Raw genomic sequence first — 19,865 nt, 5'->3', positions numbered from 1 at the left:
AGCGTCAGCGGAGGATGGCGGGCTGAGCGATCTTGTTGCCTCGCGAGGAATGCCGCCGCTTAGCGGCAGGGGGAAGAAGATCGCGAACAAGCCATTGCGGGTAAAGGTCGGCAAGCGCAGCGAGCGTATTGTGGCGCGTGATCCGCCAGAAAAAGGCCGGTATGGACGCGGGCCAAACGGCACGCCCGGAGAACCGACCGGCTCCAGTCGGACACGCATGACACGAATGCGCCCGGCACAACCGCTGACTGAGGTTCAGAACAGCAACCACCTCGACCATCCACATGCAGAAGGGGGCGACATGCCAACAGGTGTTTATGTCCGTAAGAACGCGGTCTGGGACCGATTGAAGGCGGGAATGGCCGCAGACCACGCGGCCGACTTTGCTCAATGGCTCCGTGGGCGCCGATATACGCCACTTACCATCGTCGAGAGGATGCGGCTGCTTGCAAGTTGGACGCACTGGGCGCGCGGGGAAGGTTACACGCTTCCTGCGATCCGTGAGGCGCACGCGGCCTCGGTCGCCTTGATCGAAGCGGGACATCGGCCGCGCTTCCGCGGCGACCTCAACAAGGACGCGGTCGAGTCGAGTGCGCCAAGCTGTTCATCGCCTACCTCGAGGATCAAGGTGTGATGACGCGATTGCCAACCAAATCGGCGGAGTCTCATCCTGTCTCGTTTGCTGTCGGCGGTGCTCCCCCCCTTTCCTGGCGCCTTAGTCGTGATGGTGATGGATTGGCCTATCATCTTCTTCAGCCAGACTCGCCGGCTCTATCATGAAGTCGATCGCTATCGTACCGGCCTTCTCGAATTCCAGCGTCCCTTTGACCATCTTTCCTTCTGTAAGTGCGCCGTGTAGTCCCTCAAACAGGATCCGCGCCCCATTGGGCTGAAGACGAACGAAACCACCGGGCTCGATTGGGAAGCCCTGATCTTGCGCGGCAAACCTCGCTGGCCGAGCGCCTGCAACGGCTTTCTGCAAGATTCCTTTCTTGCCGGAAAGTGATGCCCCGAGCAACCGATCTGGCTTCGCGCCTCTGTTCTGGATTTCAACCACGTAGGCTGTCGTTGCGGCGTGGGTCATATCCTTGGCCGCGACCCAAGGATGTGGGATCAGGAGTGCTCCGCTCTCCAACTCATGACTGGCGGCGGCACTGCTGACCAAAGCCAGGATGGCAACAACACGGATCAACGGAAGCAACGCCGTTGCACTTGCCATCAACGTCGCAGGTTTCCAACGCATCATGGGCCTCCTCTGTTCGCGTTTGCGCTTGCCACCCCATGTTCGGAGAAGGCGATCAGGAACGTGTGTCGCAATTGTCCTTTTTGGATCTTTCGGGTCGCTGCATGGGACATTTCGGCAACGGAGTTGAGGGTCCTCTTTCGTCACCATCTTACGACTTCGTTCTTCTGACGTTCGAAATGAGAAGTCTTCCTATGCAACGGGCGCCGTCCGGGCCCACCAAAACAGCCGAGGGGCCGGTTATCGATGCAGGAGCTGCTCTCTGCGAATTGGGCATTCTCCGCCTGCTTGCGGACCGACAGATCACTGAGCAGAGGTGATCGCTGTATCCGACCATTGTCACTCGCCTCAAAGCCTCGGTCGTCAGACCATATGACCGTTTAGGGATCGCCGATGGACGCTTGCGGATGGAGTAACCACGAGACGTCTGTAAGCACGGTCGGGGAGACAGCACGCTGGCGCACGAATCATCAGCGCAAGTCCATCTGCGGTTCTGATTTGTAGACAGATTGGGCTCCCTGAAGACCGCCGAGATTGGTCGCCCTGCAATCCACCGTATGACGCCAGCCGGCCCCGTCGGATGTGGTGCGCATCAGCTGATGGTTCGAATGCCTTGCTGCCACCCAAATGCCAACAGGACCACAGACTGCGCGGAGGTTGATTGTCGGGTCCTTTGTCATGGCCTGTCATGCCCTGAGATCTTGCCGGCCGCAGACCGCTCCCGTCACAAGTGAACGACGGGGTGTCCCGAGTGAGTGTCATGCTTACCGCGATCTTCAGTCACCGAAGCAAAAAGCGAGCCAGACGGCATGCGAAGTGATAATCTACCTGCACACTAATGATCATGAACGCCTCTCTTGTTTATCTCTGGTTCGGCTCGGAGTTGCGTCATGGCTTCGACCAATTGGGAGGGCGAGGCCAACCCCTCCGTCTCATCCGAACGCCAGCGCGCGCGCACGAACCCGAATCTATCGATGAGAAACTCGATGATCGATGGCGGCAAATCGTCGTCATGGAAGCCAGGGTTACTCATCGTGCGCCGATAGAGATTCCATGCAGCGGCAATACGATGATCCACGTCGAACACGACACAGACATTTCTCAGAACGCCGGCAGACGCGATCTTTTCGGAAGGAGACGGCAGCACCGCGACGATCACTCCACCTGCTCGCGCAATGTCGCGCTCATGTTGCATCAACTGATCCAGGTGCTGCATTCGAGCGCCATCCCGGAAGATCGACACAAGCTTTGCGGACCCATCGCCCCCCCCCCTTTCGAGTTCTCTGTCGGAGCAACGCCGCTGCACGTCGGAAAGTCGATCGCGTGCAGCCACGGCTGCCCCGCCGCGATTTCGGGGCCCAGAACTCTTGCTTCATAGCCAAGTGATAGAGCCATCACATACTCGACTACCCGCCAACGGTCCATGTCCGAGAGACGGTCGGCAAATCCCGGCATCGCCGAGGATGGGAAGCCATAGCTCACCCACCAGTACATGTCTCCCATCGTATGATCGGTCGTGTGCGGCGCGGTGAGATCGGCAGGAGGCGGCTTCAAATCATTTGCCAGCGGGCCATCGCCTCTGCCCCTTTGGCCGTGGCACGCTACGCAATTTGCGCGGAATACATCGTATCCCTGGCCGATCGCTTCCGCGTCATACGGCACTGGAACCGACGCGTAGGTCGACGGATAGGCCGGGACTGACAACGCAGGCAGCGCGAAAGCACCTCCGACGCCAACTCCAGCGGCAGCAACAATCGTCGCCCATCGCCACATTCCCGCGCGGCCGAGCACAAAGGCGGCCATACTCCCCACAGACAAGGCAACGCAGCCGCCAATGGCCAGAAGGCGACTTCCCGGAACCGTCCGCCACGCAACCGCTGGATCCAGACGAAACGAAAGCGGCCAGATTATCTCGACATGTCTCGATGGAATCGCCTGAGACAGGCACCCTGCAAGTAGTATGACCAGACATGCGAAGGCTAGCTCGGTCTTCAAGACCATCGCGAGCGGCGGAACTGATTTCTCGGACCTTAGCAACGGCAAGAGCTTCAGCCGGACAAACGCCGCACAGATCAGGGCCATGCCGACACACGCGAGCTTCCCCATTAGGAGCCAGCCATACTCAGTCGCCACCAAGCCCGGCCAAGTCCCGACGTTTTCAATCGCTAGAGTTACGCCGGTCGCGACCACGAGCGACATCAGTGGCAGCGCAATGTTCGAAAAGCCGCTGAGCCGCCTCGACGGCCCTTCAGGCCTCGCCGCTGACTGGTGAGCCATTGCGACAACGAGGGCTGACAGTCCTCCGAACCAGAGCGCTGCTGCAACAACGTGAGCTATATTGATCACGAGGTCTGCAATAGTCCCGCCAGCCGCCGAGTGACTCGAGAACAATCCCATCAGCAGCGACAATACGCTGACAATCGCGGCAAGACCTGGCTTGTGCAGAAGTCGCAAGCTCGCGGCACCAACGAGCACACATCCAAGCGCTGCAAGCTGAGCTCTCCCGAACCGGGTGCCAAGAATGATGAAGAGCACGTCGCTGAAGTTGATAGCCGAGGGCGGCTTACCAAGAAGCGCAATGGTCCGAACCGTTAAGAACAGGACACCAAGGGCGAATCCTGCGAATGCTGCGGTGGAAGCGATCGTCGTGAAAAGCGACTGGGTGCGGCTTTCAAGTCCATCGCGCCACAGCGCCAGACCCGAGCAAACCCCGCCGAAAGCTGCCGTGGAGGCAAAAGCAGTCCCTCGCGCAAGTGAGAGGACCGTTTCCATCAAGGTCCCCAGTAGACGAACTTAAACTTGCCTTCCGTGCGATGCCCATCAATGGAGACAACGTTCCAACTGACGGTATAGAGCCCGGCAGAAAGATGCGGCAGCGAAATAGTCACGGTTCGTCCATTGTCGGCTAGCAAGGGCTGCGAAAGCCCTGACACGGCTTTATCATCGCGAAAGAGGGTGACATTGATGAGCAGCGGCTCAAGCGCTTCGGTGAAGGAGAGGACGATTGCCTTGATCGGCGCTGAAACTCGACTGCCATCTTGCGGCGTCGAGCGCATGAGATGCGCATGAGGGAGGACTGCACTCGGCGTTCCGATCAGCGCAGCCATCAGCACAATCACGAACCTTTTCATTGAACTACTCGCCTTCACTTCTCGCTCGCCGCAGGTAGATTTTGTGCTATCGCGTTTCGTCGCCAGGCCCATAGAAACGTCCCGATGGCGGCTGATACGAGGACCAGACACCAGGCCAAAAGGCGTATCAGACTCCAGCCTCGTCCCACGTCGAACGGAAATTTCGCCACGTTTCGCTCGCCATTCTCGATCGCCACCATCCCGATATATCTGCCGGCTTGCTCGAAATTGACGTCGATCTTGATCGTTCCGTTCGGATACTTCTTCGGTGGAATGTAGAGGATGCTGGATGGCGTGTTCATCGTGTCCCCCGTTCGGGCGCCATCATGTCGAGCCAGATTCACGCTGACCGGGATGTCTCGAAGGGACTGGTCGACGAAATCGAGAACAATGATTGTTCGCCCGACCTCCGGTATGTCCTCACAAAATTCGGCTCTCGAGCTCTGCGGCTGATAGCCAGTAAAATGCATGAAATAGCCGTCCACTTTCAGCTTACATTGGTCAGCCTCCATGGACACCGCTCCGTGCGCATGACCTTCGCGGACGGCGGCAGGAATAATGTGAGCGACTAGTGCCATCACCCGCGCGGTCCGGAACGCCCCTCTTCGGCTCGCAGCCGTTCGCGCCTGACGTCTTCGCAACATTCACACACCCAAACCCTACTTGAGTTCGGTGAATACGGGCACGATTGGTCCGCCCATCTCTGCTATGACGCGTTCCCCATTGGGGGCATAGAGGAGCAATAACCCGCCGAACTTGGAGTCCACGTCGGTGAGGAAGCTGACAAGTCGCTCCAATTCCCACACGGCGTCCGTTGCCTCAACGCGCACCTCTCTCGTTTCACCGGGATTGATCGGCGTATCACTGCTGAGCTTAAGGCCCGTGCGTGCGATGAGGTCTCTTGGGTAGGACGGATCGACATTGGCCATTACCACTGGGAGGCTCTGATTGAGGAAACGAATGTTTGCCGTCGTAAGTTCGCCAATCGAGAGAGGTTCTGATCCTTTGTTGGTTATCTGGGTCGCCAACCTCATCGAACGGCCTGGCACGTCATAGGTCGCCGATATGACCTTGATTTCTGCGTAAGCAGGGCTTGCCGGAAGCGGGGCGACCCTGTTCAAGCCGCTCTGGAGGGGCACATTGTATGGATATTCCGCGCTCGCCCGGACATAGCCACCGAAGACCATGACAAGAACAATCGCCGACACAATGATCCCAGCGCCAGTGTCTCTCAACGAAATCAACAAATCCTCCCGCCCCTTCTGCAGGACAAGCCATCGAGGCAGAATTAGCGGTCGAGCCAGCCAGAACGACAACCAAGCCGCAGCCACAGCCAGCCAAGCCAAATGCCATCCGACCGCATGAGCCAGCCCGAACGTCTGCAAGTCCTCGATCTGCAGACCGGTCATCGTCTTGATCGGAAATGCGAACGAATGCGCCTCACCCGAGATGTTTACCCATTGCCCCGGTCCGACCAACGGACCAGAGCCCTTGATTGAGATCGAGGGATGAATGTGGCTACTGCCCGGTGTGCGCCCCCAAGAACCATTCGAAACTCATAGTCTCGGCCAAGTTCCAGCCGCGCGAAAGACTGCCTCGCTGGCTGCCCGTTGAGGTATGTTTCGATCCTGGCAATGGTCGGCCCCGGCGATATGCTTGATACGAAAACGATGTCCGGCGGGGTCACTGCATCCGGCCAGTCCTGCATCAACCTGAATTTTCCCGTCAGTTCGAAACGTTCGTTCACCTTCACGTCAGTTTTGGAGAAATGAACATCGTAGAACTGCACTGTTCTGGTCCTCAGGTATGGCTCCTGAGCGCGTTCGCCATGAGCCGCCGCATGAGACACGCCGGCGATGAATGCGACGCAAACGGCAGCGAATTTGATAAGCTTCAGCAGCATGCCTACAGTCCCCGTGCTCATGTCCTTCGGTCGGAGGTGGCTGGATCGAAGCTCTGCTTGAACGGCGTCGGCCCATGGTTGTTGCCGTCGCTGTCGCCAACAAGTGGGCTCGGATCATCTGGGCAATGATGACGACCGGTGAGTTCTATCGGCCTAAGCTCGCGGCCTGAGCTGCCGCGATTTTTGGTCACCCTAAGAGCCTGACCGAAAAAGGTGAGCGGCTTTAGCGGGGCTGTGATTCCTTCGGATTTGCAAAGATTCGAGGGAGGACACCATGCCGTGGACCAAAGCCGCTCGTCTCAAGTATCAGCGCAGTGGACTGCGTTACACAAGTGATCTGACCGATGCAGAGTGGGCGTTGATCGCCCGGAGGATGCCGCCGCGACGACGATTGGGCCGGCCGCGGGAGGTTGATCTGCGCGAGATCGTGCGGGCGATCTTCTATATTCTGTCGAGCGGCTGCCAATGGCGAGCCTTGCCGAAGGAGTTCCCGCCATATTCGACGGTGCAGGGCTATTTTTACGCCTGGCGCGACACAGGTAGATGGCAGGAGATCGTCGAAGCCTTGGTTCGGAAGGCGCGCCGGAAACTGGGACGAAAGCCCAAACCGACAGCTGCCGTCATCGATAGCCAGACCGTCTCGACCACGGAGGCCGGCGGGGCACGCGGGTTCGACGCCGGCAAGCGCCTCCATGGGCGCAAGCGCCATATCGTGACCGACACCAACGGTCTCTTGCTGGCTGCATATGTTCATCCCGCCAACATTCAGGATGTCCACGGTGCCGTTCCCCTGTTGGAGGACTTGCGAGGCCGCTTCCCAAGGCTTGAGCATGTCTTTGCCGACCGGATCTACCGCGGCAAACAGCTCGTCAACGCACTCTCAGACTGCGGGCCGTGGACGATCGAGATCGTCGAGCGACCGCATGGGGTCAAAGGCTTCCAGCTCCTGCCAAGGCGCTGGGTCGTCGAGCGAACCTTTGCATGGCTCGGCAGATGCCGGCGCCTGTCCAAAGACTTCGAAGGCTCTGCCGCCACCGAGCTCGCCTGGCTGCACGTCGCCCATCTGAGGCTCCTAACTCGCCGTCTGGCCAGACCCTGAAAGCGTCTACGCTTTTTGAGTCAGGCTCTAAGGTGTGAGGGTAGATGACAGCGTGATGGAAACCGGCGGAGCTGGGGATCGAGAAAGCCCCACGTCGCCCATCTGAGGCTCCTAACTCGCCGTCTGGCCAGACCCTGAAAGCGTCTACGCTTTTTGAGTCAGGCTCTTAGGACGCGACGCTGCTTTTTATACCCATGAAGGATTTGACGACATCGCTGTTCTTGAGGAACGTTGCCTGGGACGCAAAAAGTCCAAGCCGCCACCAAAGCTGGTGCATGAATATGCAGATGAAGCCCGCGAATGCCGCCGATACCCAACTCACCGAGCTACCGAAAGTGCGGAGGGTGCCGCGCTCAATGATACGCAGATACTCTGGCATGTTCGAACGCGGAAATGTATAACCGATCATGTCGGCTAACGATGCGACCACTCCCTGGTGCTCGACAGGGAGATAGAACGGAGCCAATGCGGAATAGTTCGATGGCCAAAATACGAAACCGAACGCAAAGCCGCCGATGATGGATGTGAACAGGCTATTGCGAAGGACGATTAAAGTCATATCCATCAACAATGCCCCCGCGAGCGCCTGTGACGGCACGCCTTCCGTGAAGGGAAAACCTGTCCATAACCACCAATTCGCGTAACGACCGATCCAGGTGGCAATGAGCAACGCCGTTGCGCCAACCGTCGCACCGATCGGCAAACGAAAGTTGACCCAGAAGATCGCCTGCAGGGCAGCAGGAAACATGATCATGGCGACAGGCATGACCAGGGGCCAATACTGCCGGTCTTTCCAGTCGACATACATGTCCCAATCGCCGACCGTGAGCATAACATGCAGATGGATTGCTCCCGCAAAGATAGTCACCACAGCCGCCACGACGAGGACGTCGAACAGGCGAGAGTATCTGGCTGCACTGGGCGTTAGACCAGAGACAGAAATGACCGTCTCACCCTTCTTATCCTTGAAGCGGGTATTCTCTCTCGGACTCGCCGCTGCATCGATGTCGGCCGTTGAGGTCACTCTTCCCTCGCCGCTGGGGTTCACTTACTCTTCCCGGAGATAGGTCGCCGTCCAGAAACGCTCGTTGGCTTGTATCGTTGTCGCTGCGCTTCCGGACCGCCTTTTCCGACGCGTCGCGAAACGGGTTCGCGTCCGTCGGGCTTCCCGCAGCATCCTGCTTGAACACGAGTGGTATGAGCTCTCTGAACCGTTCGACGATCTGCATCAAAACGCCCGCCAACGCGAGTGCACACCATCCAAGAACGACGAAACCCCAATGCAGCGGATGCGAGAAGATTTCCTCAGTCAGCCAGTAAGCATGTCCCCATTCGTTGAAACCGAGATTCGGCAATATGAGGAAAGGCCCCACTACAGCAATCGCATGCATAAGCGAGACCCCCCTGCAGAAGGCCGGGATCCGGGTCATCGCGTAGACAAAGCTGCCGACCCCAAAGAAGAGATAGATCGGGATGGTCGCATAGAACAGAATGATGTGACTGGGGGTGAGCGGCGTGTCCCTCAGGGTCGTCTGATGCCAGACGCCATCTCCATCGGCGAAGAAGCTGCCCGTCCAGAAGATGCAGAAGCTGTACACGACGAGCCACATGGTCAGATAGAAGTACCTGCGCAACTCGGTCTCGGGCGTGACGGTCTCAATGCTCCTATCACGCGTCAGGAAGAGATACGACCAGCAGAGCACGCCCGCGCCGTATAGAACCGGCAACTCGATTCTGAAGAGCGTCATCCAGTATCGGTCAAATTCCGGCGAGTTCGCATCGAGCCCCATGGAGAAACCAAAAGCCTGCTGATACAGACGCGCGCTGATGTACAGAATCGTCAGCGCGACCATCGCAAACGCGAACAATCCATAATCAATATCAAAGGTCTTGATGACCGTGACATTCGCCATGCGAGGTAACGCATCGCCAGACATTTTTGCTTCTCGACTTTATCCTAACAAATATCGACACAGAGGCACTGACTGATCGGCTGGGGAATCCAAGACGCATAGCCGCTCAGCAGGGACCTGCACTTCGGCCTGCACGGCGGACCCGCTCTCCGATGAGTACGCATTGGTGCGGAATGCCCGGCCTGATGATGGAGTTGCCAAGCCGTCGGCAGCCGGCCAAGGATGAGTGCATATCCCGCTCGGTCATTCAGTGCGTCTCCACGCGTAAACATCCTACCCCTGCAGATAGCCTGAGGACGTTCGGTCAGATGGAGATCGCCTTGAGCAGGCGGTTCTGCATCCTCCTAATCTGCACGAGGTGACCACAACGTCGTCGTTCAGTTTCGGTTCTGTCTACTTCGTCCATCATCGCCTTACTCAACCACCGACGAGGCGGCTTGAGCAGCTACCAGATCACGTAGTGTCAGACCACGTCGGAGCCTTGCAAGCCTGACGGCCATTGACGCCCTTCGCTCCAACGGGCGTTTCACGCCTCGCACGCACGTGGACGGTCGCCATCGCCGATGATGAGAATGATCGAAATGTGATCGAAATGTGAAATGTTCAGTTTGGCCAGCGCGGCCTGGAGTTCAAGCCAACTCTTCGTGTGAAGCTCGCACCAAGCCGTCCATCCTGAGCATATCGTGTCCATTTAGTGCCGTGTAGTGGTCCGCCGCATTGGAGGCGGAGATGGCCTGCCAGACCTGCTCTTGGCGCCCATGATCTGCGCCGACGGTGAAAGCCATCAACTGCTCGAGCGACATGCCATCGTCGGCATAGATTTCGAGCAGCGCTGGCGACACCGCGGCGAGGCGCAGCCGCTGCTTCACGACATTAACCGACGTGAAGAAGGCAGCGGCGATGTCCTCCTCGGACTGCCCCTTCTCGCGCAAGGCCAGGAATGCCCGGAATTGGTCGAGCGGATGTAGCGGCGCGCGCTGAATATTCTCGGCAAGCGAGTCGTCCTCGGCGAGAATGGCGGTTGCTGGATCGCGTACTACGCAGGGCACCGACGCGGTCTTGGCCGGGCGCTTCTGCTTCACGAGCAGCTCCAGCGCACGGTAGCGCCGTCCGCCGGCCGGGATCTCGAACATGCCGGTCTCGGCGCCCTCCGCGTCGAGGACCGGCCGGACATTGAGGCTTTGGAGCAGGGTACGCCGGGCGATGTCCTCGGCCAGCTCCTCGATGGAGATGCCGGCCTTCACGCGCCGGACGTTCGACTGGCTGAGCACCAGCTTGTTGAAGGGAATGTCGCGCGAAGACGACAGGGTGATCTTCTGAATGGCGTTAGCCATGGGTGATACTCCGCGACGGGCGGCCCAAAGACTCTCTTTGGTCCTCCAACCCGTCACGAGGCGCAACGCGGCCCTCTTCCTCTCAAGGGCCGCGCCAAAGGCACGAAGCCGGAGACAAGCCGTTCCGCATATCCGGTTTTCCAGGTATCAGGCTGCGCGGTCGAGCGGCTTCTTCGCGCGGGCCTCCAGATCGAGTCGTGCGTCCTGATGGGTCTTGCCGCGCGCAACCGCTATGATGCCTTGCACGAAATCGAACACGCTTTCGGGCTTGCGCCCTTCCTCAGACAACACCCGTTCGATGATCCTCGCTGTCTCGGATTGGAGAACCCGCGCTTGCGCAGGAATTCGTTGCGGTCCTCGTCGGTGCGAGCGACGACCTTCTCCCGGGCCGCCTTGATGCCGTTGACGAAGGGCATCGGTGAGGAATTGGCAAAGCCGGCCAGCGCCGGCGCTGCCTCCTGCGCAAAGCGTGAGGCCGCGTATTTGGAGTGGCGGATGGTGATCTCCTCGAAATCCTCGACGCCCCAAAGATTCCGGTTCTGGCAGACGGCGCGGAGATAGAAGCTCGTCATGCCGAGCGTCTTCGCGCCCACCTCGGAATTCCAGCAGTAGAAGCCACGGAAGTAGAGGTCGGGCGAACCGTCGCGCAGCCGGCCGGCCTCGATCGGATTGAGATCGTCGACCAGGAACAGGAAGACATCGCGATCGGACGCGTAGAGCGTCGTCGTATCCCGGGTGATATCGACGTTCGGATTGTAGACGCCAGTCGACCAGTCGAGCACGCCAGGATAGATCGCGTCACCGAACTGTCCTGATAGTCTTGTATGAGACGGTAGCGCAGACGCCTTTGAGTGAGCGTCAGCGTGCCTTCAGCGTTGCGCCGGGAGATCCGCGCAGGGCGGAGGCGTAGCCGAAGCCCGGAGCGGATTTCCCGGCGCAACGCTGATCCGGACCGCTTTGGAGGCGCGTGCCATGGCCATGATCGTTCGTGCTGCGCCTGGCTATCCTCCAATCCCGGCCGAGTTTCCGCTTCTCCTTTCCAATCAGATGCAGATTATCGAACCTGCCTTCGCCTATCTGATTGAGCAGGGTGAGTTGCGGGCGCACTCGGGGCAGCCGAAGGCGCACGGTCTATCCGCCGCTGAAGCTCATCGACCGCACCAACTGGTATATCGGAGAAGGCCGTGCGGCGCAGATAACGCGGTTGCGACGGCGAAACCCGGACTACGTGCCGTCGAACACTCTCTTCCTCAACAAGCGTGGCCTGCCCGTCACCAAAGCCCGGCTGTCGGCCGCATTCGCACGTGGCTTTGCCGCAGCGGGATTGGATGGTTCGGCCCACTGGCTGCGGCACACCTTCGCGACGGTCATGCTGGTGCGGCTACAGGCGGAAGCGCAACGCAATCCCGACATCAATCCCCTCAAGGTCCTTCAGGTCCTGCTTGGCCACGCCTCGATCGAGACGACAGCGATCTATCTGCGCTGTGTCGAATTGCATGGAGATGAGATCGCCGAAACGATCGAGTATCTCTACGGACGCGTGATCGACGATGCGTACTGACCGCCGTCGCATCGACCGCCGGCTATCGGATGAGGTCCAGCCCACGGTCTCGATTGAAGGTGGGCCGGTCGTGCTGTTCCGGGATGCGTGGGGCGAACTGGCGCAGCGGTTCGACCTCGGGCAACTCAATCTTCCAGCCGAACTTGATGCTCCCTATGCCGAGGCGTTCCGGGGGCATCATGCGGCGTCGTCACCTGGCATGCGTCACCAATGCTGGAACGCACTGAAGTTCTTCGCCCGGTTCCTAGCCGATGGCCACAGTGTTCATTCCCCTACTGATTTAACGACCGAATTGTTCGGCCGATACATCTTATGGCTGGACGCCTTGCCTTCCCGGACCGGTAAACCCTGTGCTCCGGGCCTGCGTCACAATCGCTATCAGCCGGTCAAGCTTCTGACCGAGTGGATGGCGAGACGGCGGCCGGATCTGTTGCCGATCCGCCCATCCTTCCCCTTCAATCCGTTTCCCGGCAGGCATGCGCTGAAGGAAGGCGGCCGGCTGTCCGGCTCGCAGCTCAAGGCTATCCTGCGGTCCTGCTATGAAGAGATCGACGATGCCTGGGCACTCTTCGAGGAAGGACAGCGACTGCTTGCGGCTCCGGCAAAAAGCGACGATCCGGATGGCTTTGAAGCGATCCTGCGGGAATTACATCGCCTCGGGCACGGCGTGATGCCATCGCGTCGTGCCTTGCCGGACCGGCTCGGTCGAAGGTTATATCTTCATGGTGGACACGACTGGTTCGAACGCCATCTTCACGTAACGCCAGACTGCCTGGCTTCCTTCTTCATCGCCATTGCGATCCAGACGGCGGGAAACGCCGAGGCGCTTCGGCTCATCGACCGCGATTGCATCGAGCCTCATCCGCTGATCGAACATCGGACGATGATCGATTGGCGGAAGGGCCGCGCCGGACATCTGTTCAAACGGGCGCAGCGCCGGTCCTTCGATCGCCGGCGGCGCTATGCGGCACCCAATCTCATCGACAAGGTGCTTAAAATGACCGCGTCACTGGCGGCGCGCGCACCTGCGAGCGAAAAGGATCGACTGTTCCTGATGCGCAGGCCAGGCCGGGACGTTGGCGTCATCCAGCGTACGACCCTTGAAACCGCCATGGCTCGATTCATCGAGCGGGTGAACCGTCGTATCGACGCGTGGAATGCCGACAATCCCGATCAGTCGCGCATCGCCTTGCCGCGCTTCCACACCAGGATGTTCCGAGGCAGCGTCGCCATCGAGCACTATAGGGCATCGGGCGGGGACGTGCGGGCGGCGCAGGCCGTGCTCAATCATGGCAGCCCGGGACAGACCGATCGCTATATCAGGGGAGATCAAAGCCGAGCGCTCCAGCACGAGACCATCGCCACGTTACAGGCAATGATGGTGGCCTGGATCGTCGAACCCCGTGGCGAATCCGGGCAATGTTCGTCAGGGACGGCACATGCCGCGGAGTCGTTCGGCCATCGCTGTACCGATCCGACCGCAGGTGGCGAAAAGCTCTGTCCGCACTTCGGCGGCTGCCTGTCCGGGCCTGGTGGTGCCGATCGATGCAATCCATCTGGCGCGCATTCTACTGGCGATCGAACAACTGGAAAAGGCGCGCTCGCGTCGCGACCCGCAGCGGTGGACGCTGATCTACAAGTCCAGCCATGATCTTCTCGTCGAGAATATTCTGCCGGACTTCCCTGTCGAGCTCCACGGCGAAGCGCGCGCCCTGATGGCCTCGTTGCCCGTCTTACCGGCGCTGGAGTGAAACGATGGCGCTGCCTGCACCGAGCAAAAGAAGTACTCCCGCATTGCCTCAGGCAATCTCCTCGACCTCGACCTGGAATGATGACACATGGCGGTTCGATCTCACCCGGCCAGGCGTAACCGACAGTAGCCGGACGATCGATTGGTCGTTCGAGCTTCCCGATGGGAGCCGGTTTACCGACCCGACAGGGACGCCGCTGCGTGAGGCCGTCAAATGCTTCCTGTGGTCGCTCAGGACCGATCCACCGGCGGGCAAGCGCAGGCTCGGACCCGGCTCCCTGATCTCGATCTTCAACCAGATGCGCGTTCTGGTCTGCTGGATGGTCGGTGAAGGTTATGACAGCTTCAATCAGCTTGATGCCGAAGCTGCAGCCCGCTTCATGATCACGCTGAGGGAACGCCCGGGACGAAAAGGCGAAGCCCTGTCGCTGGGCACTCGGGCTGGGTATTTGTCGACCCTGGCGCGCCTCCATGCCCAACGGGAGAAGCTAATCGACGGCGTCCCCGATGATCTTCAGTGGCTCTTGGATGAACACGGCCCTCGTCTTCCGCGCCTCGATCGGCAGAGTCGGGGCTTCCCCCATACACCCGACCCAGTTGCAACGGCGCTGATCGGCGGCGCCTTGCGCCTCATCGGCACACCAGCTGACGACGTGATCACGCTCCGCGATCTGGCGGCAGTTGCCTATGCCTATCGGCTTGGCGGCAGGCCTACGCCTGCGGGAAGGACAGGCTCACCGGATGCTCGACGACTTCACCTTCTCGACCTTGCCGGACGAAGACAGTCCCTGGCATACCCCGGTCGTGCAGTTGAAAGACATCCACGCCTTGATCGAGCGCATCTACGATGCCTGCTTCGTCGTGATCGCCTGGCTCGTCGGCGCGCGCGTCTCGGAAATCCTCGGGCTCGAGGCAGGATGCATAGAGCAACATGTTGGTCCGGATGGCCAGGAGATCACCTATCTGCATGGACGGATTTACAAGATGGCAACGGGCGACGGCGGCAAGCCCCATCGCTGGATCGCACCCGAACCGGTGGTCCTCGTCATCGACGTTCTGGAGCGGTTGTCGGCACCCATCCGCAAGAAGCTTGGGACAAGCAATTTGTAGATGCTGACGCGAGATCCAACGCTGCTGCGACAGCCGATCGGCATCCCGCATTGTCGGGCCTTCGGCGTCCGGCTGAACAGCAGCTTCCGAACAATGCTCGACCTTCCTCTTCATCAAGGAAGACCTTGGCACCTGAACGCGCATCAAGGACGGAAGACGTTCGCACGCTTCATCGGCAAGCGTGACAGGACAGGCCTTCATGCCCTCCAGGAGCATCTCGGACATGTGAGCCGAGTGATGACCGATACCGCTTATGTGGGCACAGACTTCGAGCTCGCCGAATTGATCAACGACGAAATCCTGAAGGAAACGCGGGCAGCCCTGGAGGACCTTCTGGCGGCATCAAATCTGTCGGGCCATGCCGGGCGCATGATCGCGTCACGGTCGCCGTTCCGGGGCCGCACACAGGATAGCAACCTCGGAGAATATATAGACTTCATCCTGAAAGACAGCGGGATGGTGCTCGGAGTGTGCGACTGGGGTTATTGCCTCTATCGTCGCGAGCATTCTGCCTGCCAGGGTGATGATCATGGACCGAATGCAGTCCTTCGCACGCAGAGCGTATGCGCCCGCTGCGCCAACTTCGCCGTGAGCGAGCGCCACAGAGCCGTCTGGGAAGATCGGATGGTGCGCAATGCTCAGTTGCTTGAACATCCTGCCCTCGACGATAAAAGCCGAAAACTCGCTCAAGATCGCATCGTCGAATGTGACCGAATCCTCCGGGGACTGGATGGGGAGAGCGATAGTGTCCGGTGATAAAACGGTGCATCACGCCCCAGCAGAAGCGCCGTGATGCCACCGGCCAGCGCCTGCGCGCGGCGCTGGCGCGGTTGTTGGCGCAGGAGGGAGGCCTGAAGCTGTCGGTCGCCGCCCTTGCCGTGAAGCGGGCGTCGGGCGCAATGCAATCTACGTCAATCATCGTGATGTCGTTGCGGAGTTGCTGCAGGCCGCTTCGCATCCGGTCGACGCTACGGTGGCATCGAAAGAAGCGCCGGCAACCGATTGGCGCGCCGTCGCAACGGAGTTCAGAGAGCAGGCTCGCGGGCTGGCAACCGAGAATGCGAGGTTGCTCAGGCGCGTGCATAAAGTCAAACTGGCAACTGCGCGCGCCGAAAAACGGGCAGCGAAGCTTGATGCGGAACTGCGGGCGTTGCGGTCTCCCGTGCATCTGCTTGGGACGAAGCCTAACACCCGCAACCGCTAATCAAGCGGCCTGTTCATGCCGACCGGATTGCTGCGCGTGCATCCAATCAGCCGCTTGTTGCGCCTTGCTCGCGGCCGTGAAGATTGCGCGAGGATCGGCCCTAAGCACTTCGATCCACGAGGCAATATAAGCCGCATGATCGGGGCGCGGATGGTGAGCGATCCCGAGATCGGCAAGGATAAACCCGCTGAGAATCTCGACGCAGCATTCCTCGGCGGCATAGGCGGCCGAACCGAACCGGCCCGAGAGATCGCGGTCAAGCCGGTGCTTCGCCCCCGAGGCGTGGCCGGTCTCGTGCAACCACACCCCATAGAACGACGCGGCATCGCGGAAAGAAACGAAGTCCGGCATGAACACCGTGTCCGAAGACGGAAGATAGTAAGCATCCGATCCGCCGAACTCGGTCTTGATGTCGAGGTTGGTGATGAACGCCTTCGCATGCGCGAGACGCTCGTTCTCCGGCAGTGTGTCCGCCGGCGGACGCTCGTATCCGTCTACCTGAGCGGCATTGAACACCGAAAATGCCCGAGCGAAAATCCGGCGGCGGCCACCTTCATCATCGTCGTCATCGTCATCAGCGGGCTCGGAGGAAGCGATCTGCTTCCACAGAACGACGATGGTCGAACGCTCACCCTTGCGGACCTGCGCGCCTGCGGCCTGCCATTGCCTGTAGGTTCCCCATAGACCATCGCCGTAGCCGGCGGCCATGGCCGCAACCCAAAGCGCCACCGTATTTATGCCGCGGTAGCGCTTGCCGGATGATATGTTGGTTGGCCGTGCGGCGCTCGTGCCATTGTGAAACCACGGCGCGTGCCACTCGCCTGCACCTTGCTCGATTGCCGCGATGATCTCCGCCGTGACGCGGGTGTACACGTCGGCCCGATCTTGAATCGCCATGATCAGGCCCTCCCTGCGCAGGAGGGGGCGGCGCTCAAGAATACAGTTGCAAAATGACCTAAGCCAGGGATCTTCCAGCGCGTGTCGCCCGTACCATTGCCGGCGATGCGCTGAACAGCCGCCACGAGTTCGTGGTCAAATATGCGCCCATATTCGGGACCCGTAGCGGCGCGAAGCTCGACGCGACCATCCTCTATCTCGAGCGTCTTGACCTGCTCGGCTCGATGAGAGCTGAAGCCGAACTGCAGGTTGATGCCGGCGAGCGGCGCTGGAAGCTGACGGAGGTATGCCGCCGGCGCTCCGACCAGACTGGCAAGTTGGCCGAAGCTCCAGTGAGTCGGCGCGATCGGCGCGTCGGAACCGGGCATCAGCAGCGCCAGCCGCTCGGCATCGTCGCGGCTGGCTTCAATCCGGATCGCCGCGCTTTCGACAATTCGGGTTCGGCTACGTTCTGTCCGTCCGCGCACGGCGGCATAGAGGTCCGACAGGGACAGATAGCGCTCGTCCGCCGGCCTCGAGAACCACTCCGACGATACGCGGCCGACGCGCTCGCCGCGGGTCACGTCCACCTTGTAGCCGCCAACGTGGTCGCGGGCGGCGTTCAGAACTTCGACTTGGGTCATGGGTCATCTCCACGACAGGCGCCGGAGGTTTCTCCTCCGTTCTTCAACCCGTCACGGCGAAGCCCGTCCGCCCTCTCACTCTGATCGGGGCGTTGCGGGGTTCTCCCCGCAGAAGGGGTCGGCCGAGACCACAGGCTCGAGCGCAGGGGAAGGCTTTCCCTCAAGGGTCTTCTCCCGGCGTTCAGAATGTCATCAGATCAACAGGTCGCGTAACCCGATGGATCTGCTCGAAAAGTTTAGTGCACCGAAAACGAGGCGAACGGAAAACTAGTCCCGGTTTGCGGGTATTCCAACATTTCCATACGGCAGCTTGACTTGATGTCCCGCACATCGTCCGAACAACCTTCAGAGATCACCACGTCAGCGATGAAACCAAACGACGCTCGATATCGGCAGCATCAAAATACGAAGATTAGCTCGAACCGGTATCTTGTTTTTGAGGAACTGATCTCAAATGCGATCGACTCGTTCCTGATCCTCAAGCACGAGGACGCTTCTTTCTGCAACGGACATGCTGCCCGGTGGTGGTTTGTCTCCGAGCAAGATCCTGAAACCAGCCATCTTTGAGCGACCGGCTCGGTGTATCACTTGATAGTTTTCCTTGCGCACGCGGCCCGCAGCCATCGAAACCTCGTGTACCTACGACCGCGAGGCGCAAGTATTTTTGCTACGCACCTTCACGCCATCCTGCGACTGTCGACGCTCCAAGCCGACCGCGTTTGAGGCGAGCCACGGGGTCGTCGAGATTGTCGTTTTCTTCCCTCATTCTGGATGTCAACATCGCAGCCATCTCTACAGTGACGTCTCATGCGGTAGAGTGATGGAGAAGACGAATGGCGGACGCCAAATTCCTTACTCCCGAGGAAGTGTCTGCACGATACCGTGGCGAGGTCACCGTGGGCACGCTGCGGAACTGGCGCGCGATGCGAATCGCGACCCGCATATGTCAAGATCGGCAAAGCCGTCTTATATCCGGTGGACGAACTTGAGTCATGGGATAGAAGGAATCTTGTGGTTTGTCGCGCGTCGAAAGGACTGGACATGAGCTAGCAGTGGGGACGGCTGCGACCACGAAAAGCATCTACTACCGCCTCCAGATTTTTTGGTTGAGCTCGGACCAAATGGGGTAGTTGTAAATCAGACAATCCTTTAGCATCCAAAATATCCACGCTAACCAGCCAGTTCGGAAGCTCGAATCTGCTGTCTACAATCCGCAATAATGCAACTGGGGTCATCCAGTTGATTTGGTTTGACCTGCCACTGCGTATTTCCTCCAGAAGGAGTTAGAGTCCGGCCCNTGCAGCGCCGGTGAGAAGCGGGAGAAGATATCGACGATCGTGAGCACGCGCAGCTTATGCCCCGTCGCCAACTGATCGTGGACAAAATCCATCGCCCAGGTCTCGTTCGACCGCGTTGCCGGCTTGCGGTCGTCGCGCAACTTGGCCTTGACCCGGCGCTTGGGCGTTTTGTTGCGTAATTGCAGGCCCAATTCGCGATAGATCCGCCGCGTCTTGTTCTGGCCATGGCGCCAGCCTTCACGACGCAGCAGAACGTGAGCACGACGATAACCGTAGCGGATACGCACATGGCAGATCTCCTTGATCTTCTGTTCAAGGGCAGCCTGGCCGGAGCGACGGGACTTGTAGTGGTAGGTCGAGCGGTCAAATTCGAGAGCGTCACAGGTCCTGCAGATCGAGACCTGCCATTCGCTGCGAACCGCGTCGACCAGCATGCGCTTCCGACCAGGCTTCATAGCTTTCGGCGGATCACGTCCTGCAGCATCTCCTTGTCGAGCGACAGGTCCGCGACCAGCTTCTTCAGCTTGCCGTTCTCCTCCTCGAGCTGCTTCAGCCGGCGCATCTCGGTCGGCAGCAGCCCGTCATACTTCTTCTTCCAATTGAAGTAGGTCGCCTGGCTGATCCCGGCCTTACGGCAGATCTCCGCCACCGCAACCCCGTCGTTGCCCTGTTTCAGGATGAACGCCTTCTGGGCGTCCGAAAATTTCGAGGCCTTCATGGTCCGTCGCTCCTCCCAGCCGAGGGGATTTACGCAGCGAAACTCTAGCCAAAAATGGTCCAGTTTGCCGGCCGCAGATCA

The 19,865-nt window shown here is 59.7% G+C and carries 14 protein-coding genes and 7 pseudogenes; 8 read left to right on the top strand and 13 right to left on the bottom strand.

Annotated elements, in window-relative coordinates:
- Window positions 1–49 precede the first annotated feature (49 nt).
- Window positions 50–634, top strand: coding sequence for a hypothetical protein (locus tag XH79_RS03880; protein ID WP_271580755.1), 585 nt, complete (start codon window positions 50–52; stop codon window positions 632–634).
- 81 nt (window positions 635–715) lie between these two features.
- Here the strand turns inward: XH79_RS03880 and XH79_RS03875 are convergent, their stop codons facing one another.
- The 6 genes and pseudogenes from XH79_RS03875 to amoB all read right to left on the bottom strand — a co-directional run bounded on the left by XH79_RS03875 (window position 716) and on the right by amoB (window position 6,277).
- Complete coding sequence (locus XH79_RS03875) at window positions 716–1,246, bottom strand: copper chaperone PCu(A)C (protein ID WP_271580754.1); 531 nt, start codon at window positions 1,244–1,246, stop codon at window positions 716–718.
- Between the two features lie 832 nt (window positions 1,247–2,078).
- Window positions 2,079–2,459, bottom strand: a complete 381-nt coding sequence (locus XH79_RS03870; RefSeq protein ID WP_271580753.1) for a hypothetical protein — start codon at window positions 2,457–2,459, stop codon at window positions 2,079–2,081.
- Window positions 2,438–4,015, bottom strand: coding sequence for a CopD family protein (locus XH79_RS03865; protein WP_271580752.1), 1,578 nt, complete (start codon window positions 4,013–4,015; stop codon window positions 2,438–2,440). The genes XH79_RS03870 and XH79_RS03865 overlap by 22 nt, the downstream gene beginning before the upstream one ends.
- Window positions 4,015–4,374, bottom strand: coding sequence for a copper resistance CopC family protein (locus tag XH79_RS03860; RefSeq protein WP_271580751.1), 360 nt, complete (start codon window positions 4,372–4,374; stop codon window positions 4,015–4,017). The genes XH79_RS03865 and XH79_RS03860 overlap by 1 nt, the downstream gene beginning before the upstream one ends.
- 14 nt (window positions 4,375–4,388) lie before the next feature.
- A complete protein-coding gene (locus XH79_RS03855; protein ID WP_271580750.1) occupies window positions 4,389–4,886 on the bottom strand; it encodes a hypothetical protein in 498 nt (165 codons plus the stop codon).
- A gap of 147 nt (window positions 4,887–5,033) precedes the next feature.
- Window positions 5,034–6,277: pseudogene (amoB, locus tag XH79_RS03850) on the bottom strand (bacterial ammonia monooxygenase, subunit AmoB).
- A gap of 29 nt (window positions 6,278–6,306) precedes the next feature.
- On the opposite strand from amoB, the pseudogene XH79_RS03845 reads away from it, so the two are divergent.
- Window positions 6,307–6,447, top strand: a pseudogene (locus XH79_RS03845) (IS110 family transposase); the annotation flags it as partial.
- A gap of 104 nt (window positions 6,448–6,551) precedes the next feature.
- Window positions 6,552–7,376 (top strand): IS5 family transposase, encoded by an 825-nt coding sequence (locus XH79_RS03840; protein WP_271580749.1) that lies wholly within the window; start codon window positions 6,552–6,554, stop codon window positions 7,374–7,376.
- Window positions 7,377–7,542: 166 nt separating this feature from the next.
- Here XH79_RS03840 and XH79_RS03835 read toward each other — a convergent pair whose 3' ends face one another.
- From XH79_RS03835 to XH79_RS03820, 4 genes and pseudogenes are all read right to left on the bottom strand, one after another.
- On the bottom strand, window positions 7,543–8,400 hold the full coding sequence (locus XH79_RS03835) for a methane monooxygenase/ammonia monooxygenase subunit A (RefSeq protein ID WP_271580748.1): 858 nt from the start codon (window positions 8,398–8,400) through the stop codon (window positions 7,543–7,545).
- Window positions 8,336–9,313 (bottom strand): bacterial ammonia monooxygenase, subunit AmoC, encoded by a 978-nt coding sequence (gene amoC, locus XH79_RS03830; RefSeq protein WP_271580747.1) that lies wholly within the window; start codon window positions 9,311–9,313, stop codon window positions 8,336–8,338. The genes XH79_RS03835 and amoC overlap by 65 nt, the downstream gene beginning before the upstream one ends.
- Window positions 9,314–9,990: 677 nt before the next feature.
- Window positions 9,991–10,623: pseudogene (locus tag XH79_RS03825) on the bottom strand (ParB/RepB/Spo0J family partition protein); the annotation flags it as partial.
- A 147-nt stretch (window positions 10,624–10,770) separates the two neighbouring features.
- Window positions 10,771–11,411, bottom strand: a pseudogene (locus tag XH79_RS03820) (DUF932 domain-containing protein); the annotation flags it as partial.
- Window positions 11,412–11,713: 302 nt separating this feature from the next.
- Here XH79_RS03820 and XH79_RS03815 point away from each other — a divergent pair.
- The 4 genes from XH79_RS03815 to XH79_RS03800 all read left to right on the top strand — a co-directional run bounded on the left by XH79_RS03815 (window position 11,714) and on the right by XH79_RS03800 (window position 15,800).
- Complete coding sequence (locus tag XH79_RS03815; protein WP_271580785.1) at window positions 11,714–12,184, top strand: tyrosine-type recombinase/integrase; 471 nt, start codon at window positions 11,714–11,716, stop codon at window positions 12,182–12,184.
- Window positions 12,174–13,835 (top strand): hypothetical protein, encoded by a 1,662-nt coding sequence (locus XH79_RS03810; protein ID WP_271580746.1) that lies wholly within the window; start codon window positions 12,174–12,176, stop codon window positions 13,833–13,835. The genes XH79_RS03815 and XH79_RS03810 overlap by 11 nt, the downstream gene beginning before the upstream one ends.
- Window positions 13,836–14,675: 840 nt before the next feature.
- On the top strand, window positions 14,676–15,044 hold the full coding sequence (locus tag XH79_RS03805) for a hypothetical protein (protein ID WP_271580745.1): 369 nt from the start codon (window positions 14,676–14,678) through the stop codon (window positions 15,042–15,044).
- Entirely contained in the window at window positions 15,045–15,800 is a 756-nt protein-coding gene (locus tag XH79_RS03800) for a hypothetical protein (protein ID WP_271580744.1), read from the top strand.
- A gap of 448 nt (window positions 15,801–16,248) precedes the next feature.
- Here the strand turns inward: XH79_RS03800 and XH79_RS03795 are convergent, their stop codons facing one another.
- Window positions 16,249–17,145, bottom strand: coding sequence for an ArdC family protein (locus XH79_RS03795; protein ID WP_271580743.1), 897 nt, complete (start codon window positions 17,143–17,145; stop codon window positions 16,249–16,251).
- Window positions 17,146–17,189: 44 nt separating this feature from the next.
- A pseudogene (locus XH79_RS03790) lies at window positions 17,190–17,768 on the bottom strand (DUF932 domain-containing protein); the annotation flags it as partial.
- Between the two features lie 833 nt (window positions 17,769–18,601).
- Between XH79_RS03790 and XH79_RS03785 the strand changes: the two are divergent.
- Window positions 18,602–18,818: pseudogene (locus XH79_RS03785) on the top strand (DNA-binding protein).
- Between the two features lie 250 nt (window positions 18,819–19,068).
- Here the strand turns inward: XH79_RS03785 and XH79_RS03780 are convergent.
- Window positions 19,069–19,784 (bottom strand): annotated as a pseudogene (locus XH79_RS03780) (transposase); the annotation flags it as partial.
- Window positions 19,785–19,865: the final 81 nt, after the last annotated feature.

Source organism: Bradyrhizobium sp. CCBAU 45389, assembly GCF_028128625.1.
GTDB classification, from domain to species: Bacteria; Pseudomonadota; Alphaproteobacteria; order Rhizobiales; family Xanthobacteraceae; genus Bradyrhizobium; species Bradyrhizobium liaoningense_B.
Note: the sequence above shows the minus strand (reverse complement) of the source record. Positions and strands in the feature narration are given on the sequence as shown.

Excerpts from the sequence above, each read along its gene's own strand:
- XH79_RS03865 (WP_271580752.1), bottom strand. The coding sequence starts at position 4,015 with ATGGAAACGGTCCTCTCACTTGCGCGAGGGACTGCTTTTGCCTCCACG.
- XH79_RS03880 (WP_271580755.1), top strand. The coding sequence starts at position 50 with ATGCCGCCGCTTAGCGGCAGGGGGAAGAAGATCGCGAACAAGCCATTG.
- XH79_RS03875 (WP_271580754.1), bottom strand. The coding sequence starts at position 1,246 with ATGATGCGTTGGAAACCTGCGACGTTGATGGCAAGTGCAACGGCGTTG.
- XH79_RS03870 (WP_271580753.1), bottom strand. The coding sequence starts at position 2,459 with ATGCAGCACCTGGATCAGTTGATGCAACATGAGCGCGACATTGCGCGA.
- XH79_RS03840 (WP_271580749.1), top strand. The coding sequence starts at position 6,552 with ATGCCGTGGACCAAAGCCGCTCGTCTCAAGTATCAGCGCAGTGGACTG.
- amoC (WP_271580747.1), bottom strand. The coding sequence starts at position 9,313 with ATGTCTGGCGATGCGTTACCTCGCATGGCGAATGTCACGGTCATCAAG.
- XH79_RS03860 (WP_271580751.1), bottom strand. The coding sequence starts at position 4,374 with ATGAAAAGGTTCGTGATTGTGCTGATGGCTGCGCTGATCGGAACGCCG.
- XH79_RS03805 (WP_271580745.1), top strand. The coding sequence starts at position 14,676 with ATGCTCGACGACTTCACCTTCTCGACCTTGCCGGACGAAGACAGTCCC.
- XH79_RS03855 (WP_271580750.1), bottom strand. The coding sequence starts at position 4,886 with ATGGAGGCTGACCAATGTAAGCTGAAAGTGGACGGCTATTTCATGCAT.
- XH79_RS03800 (WP_271580744.1), top strand. The coding sequence starts at position 15,045 with ATGCTGACGCGAGATCCAACGCTGCTGCGACAGCCGATCGGCATCCCG.
- XH79_RS03795 (WP_271580743.1), bottom strand. The coding sequence starts at position 17,145 with ATGGCGATTCAAGATCGGGCCGACGTGTACACCCGCGTCACGGCGGAG.
- XH79_RS03810 (WP_271580746.1), top strand. The coding sequence starts at position 12,174 with ATGCGTACTGACCGCCGTCGCATCGACCGCCGGCTATCGGATGAGGTC.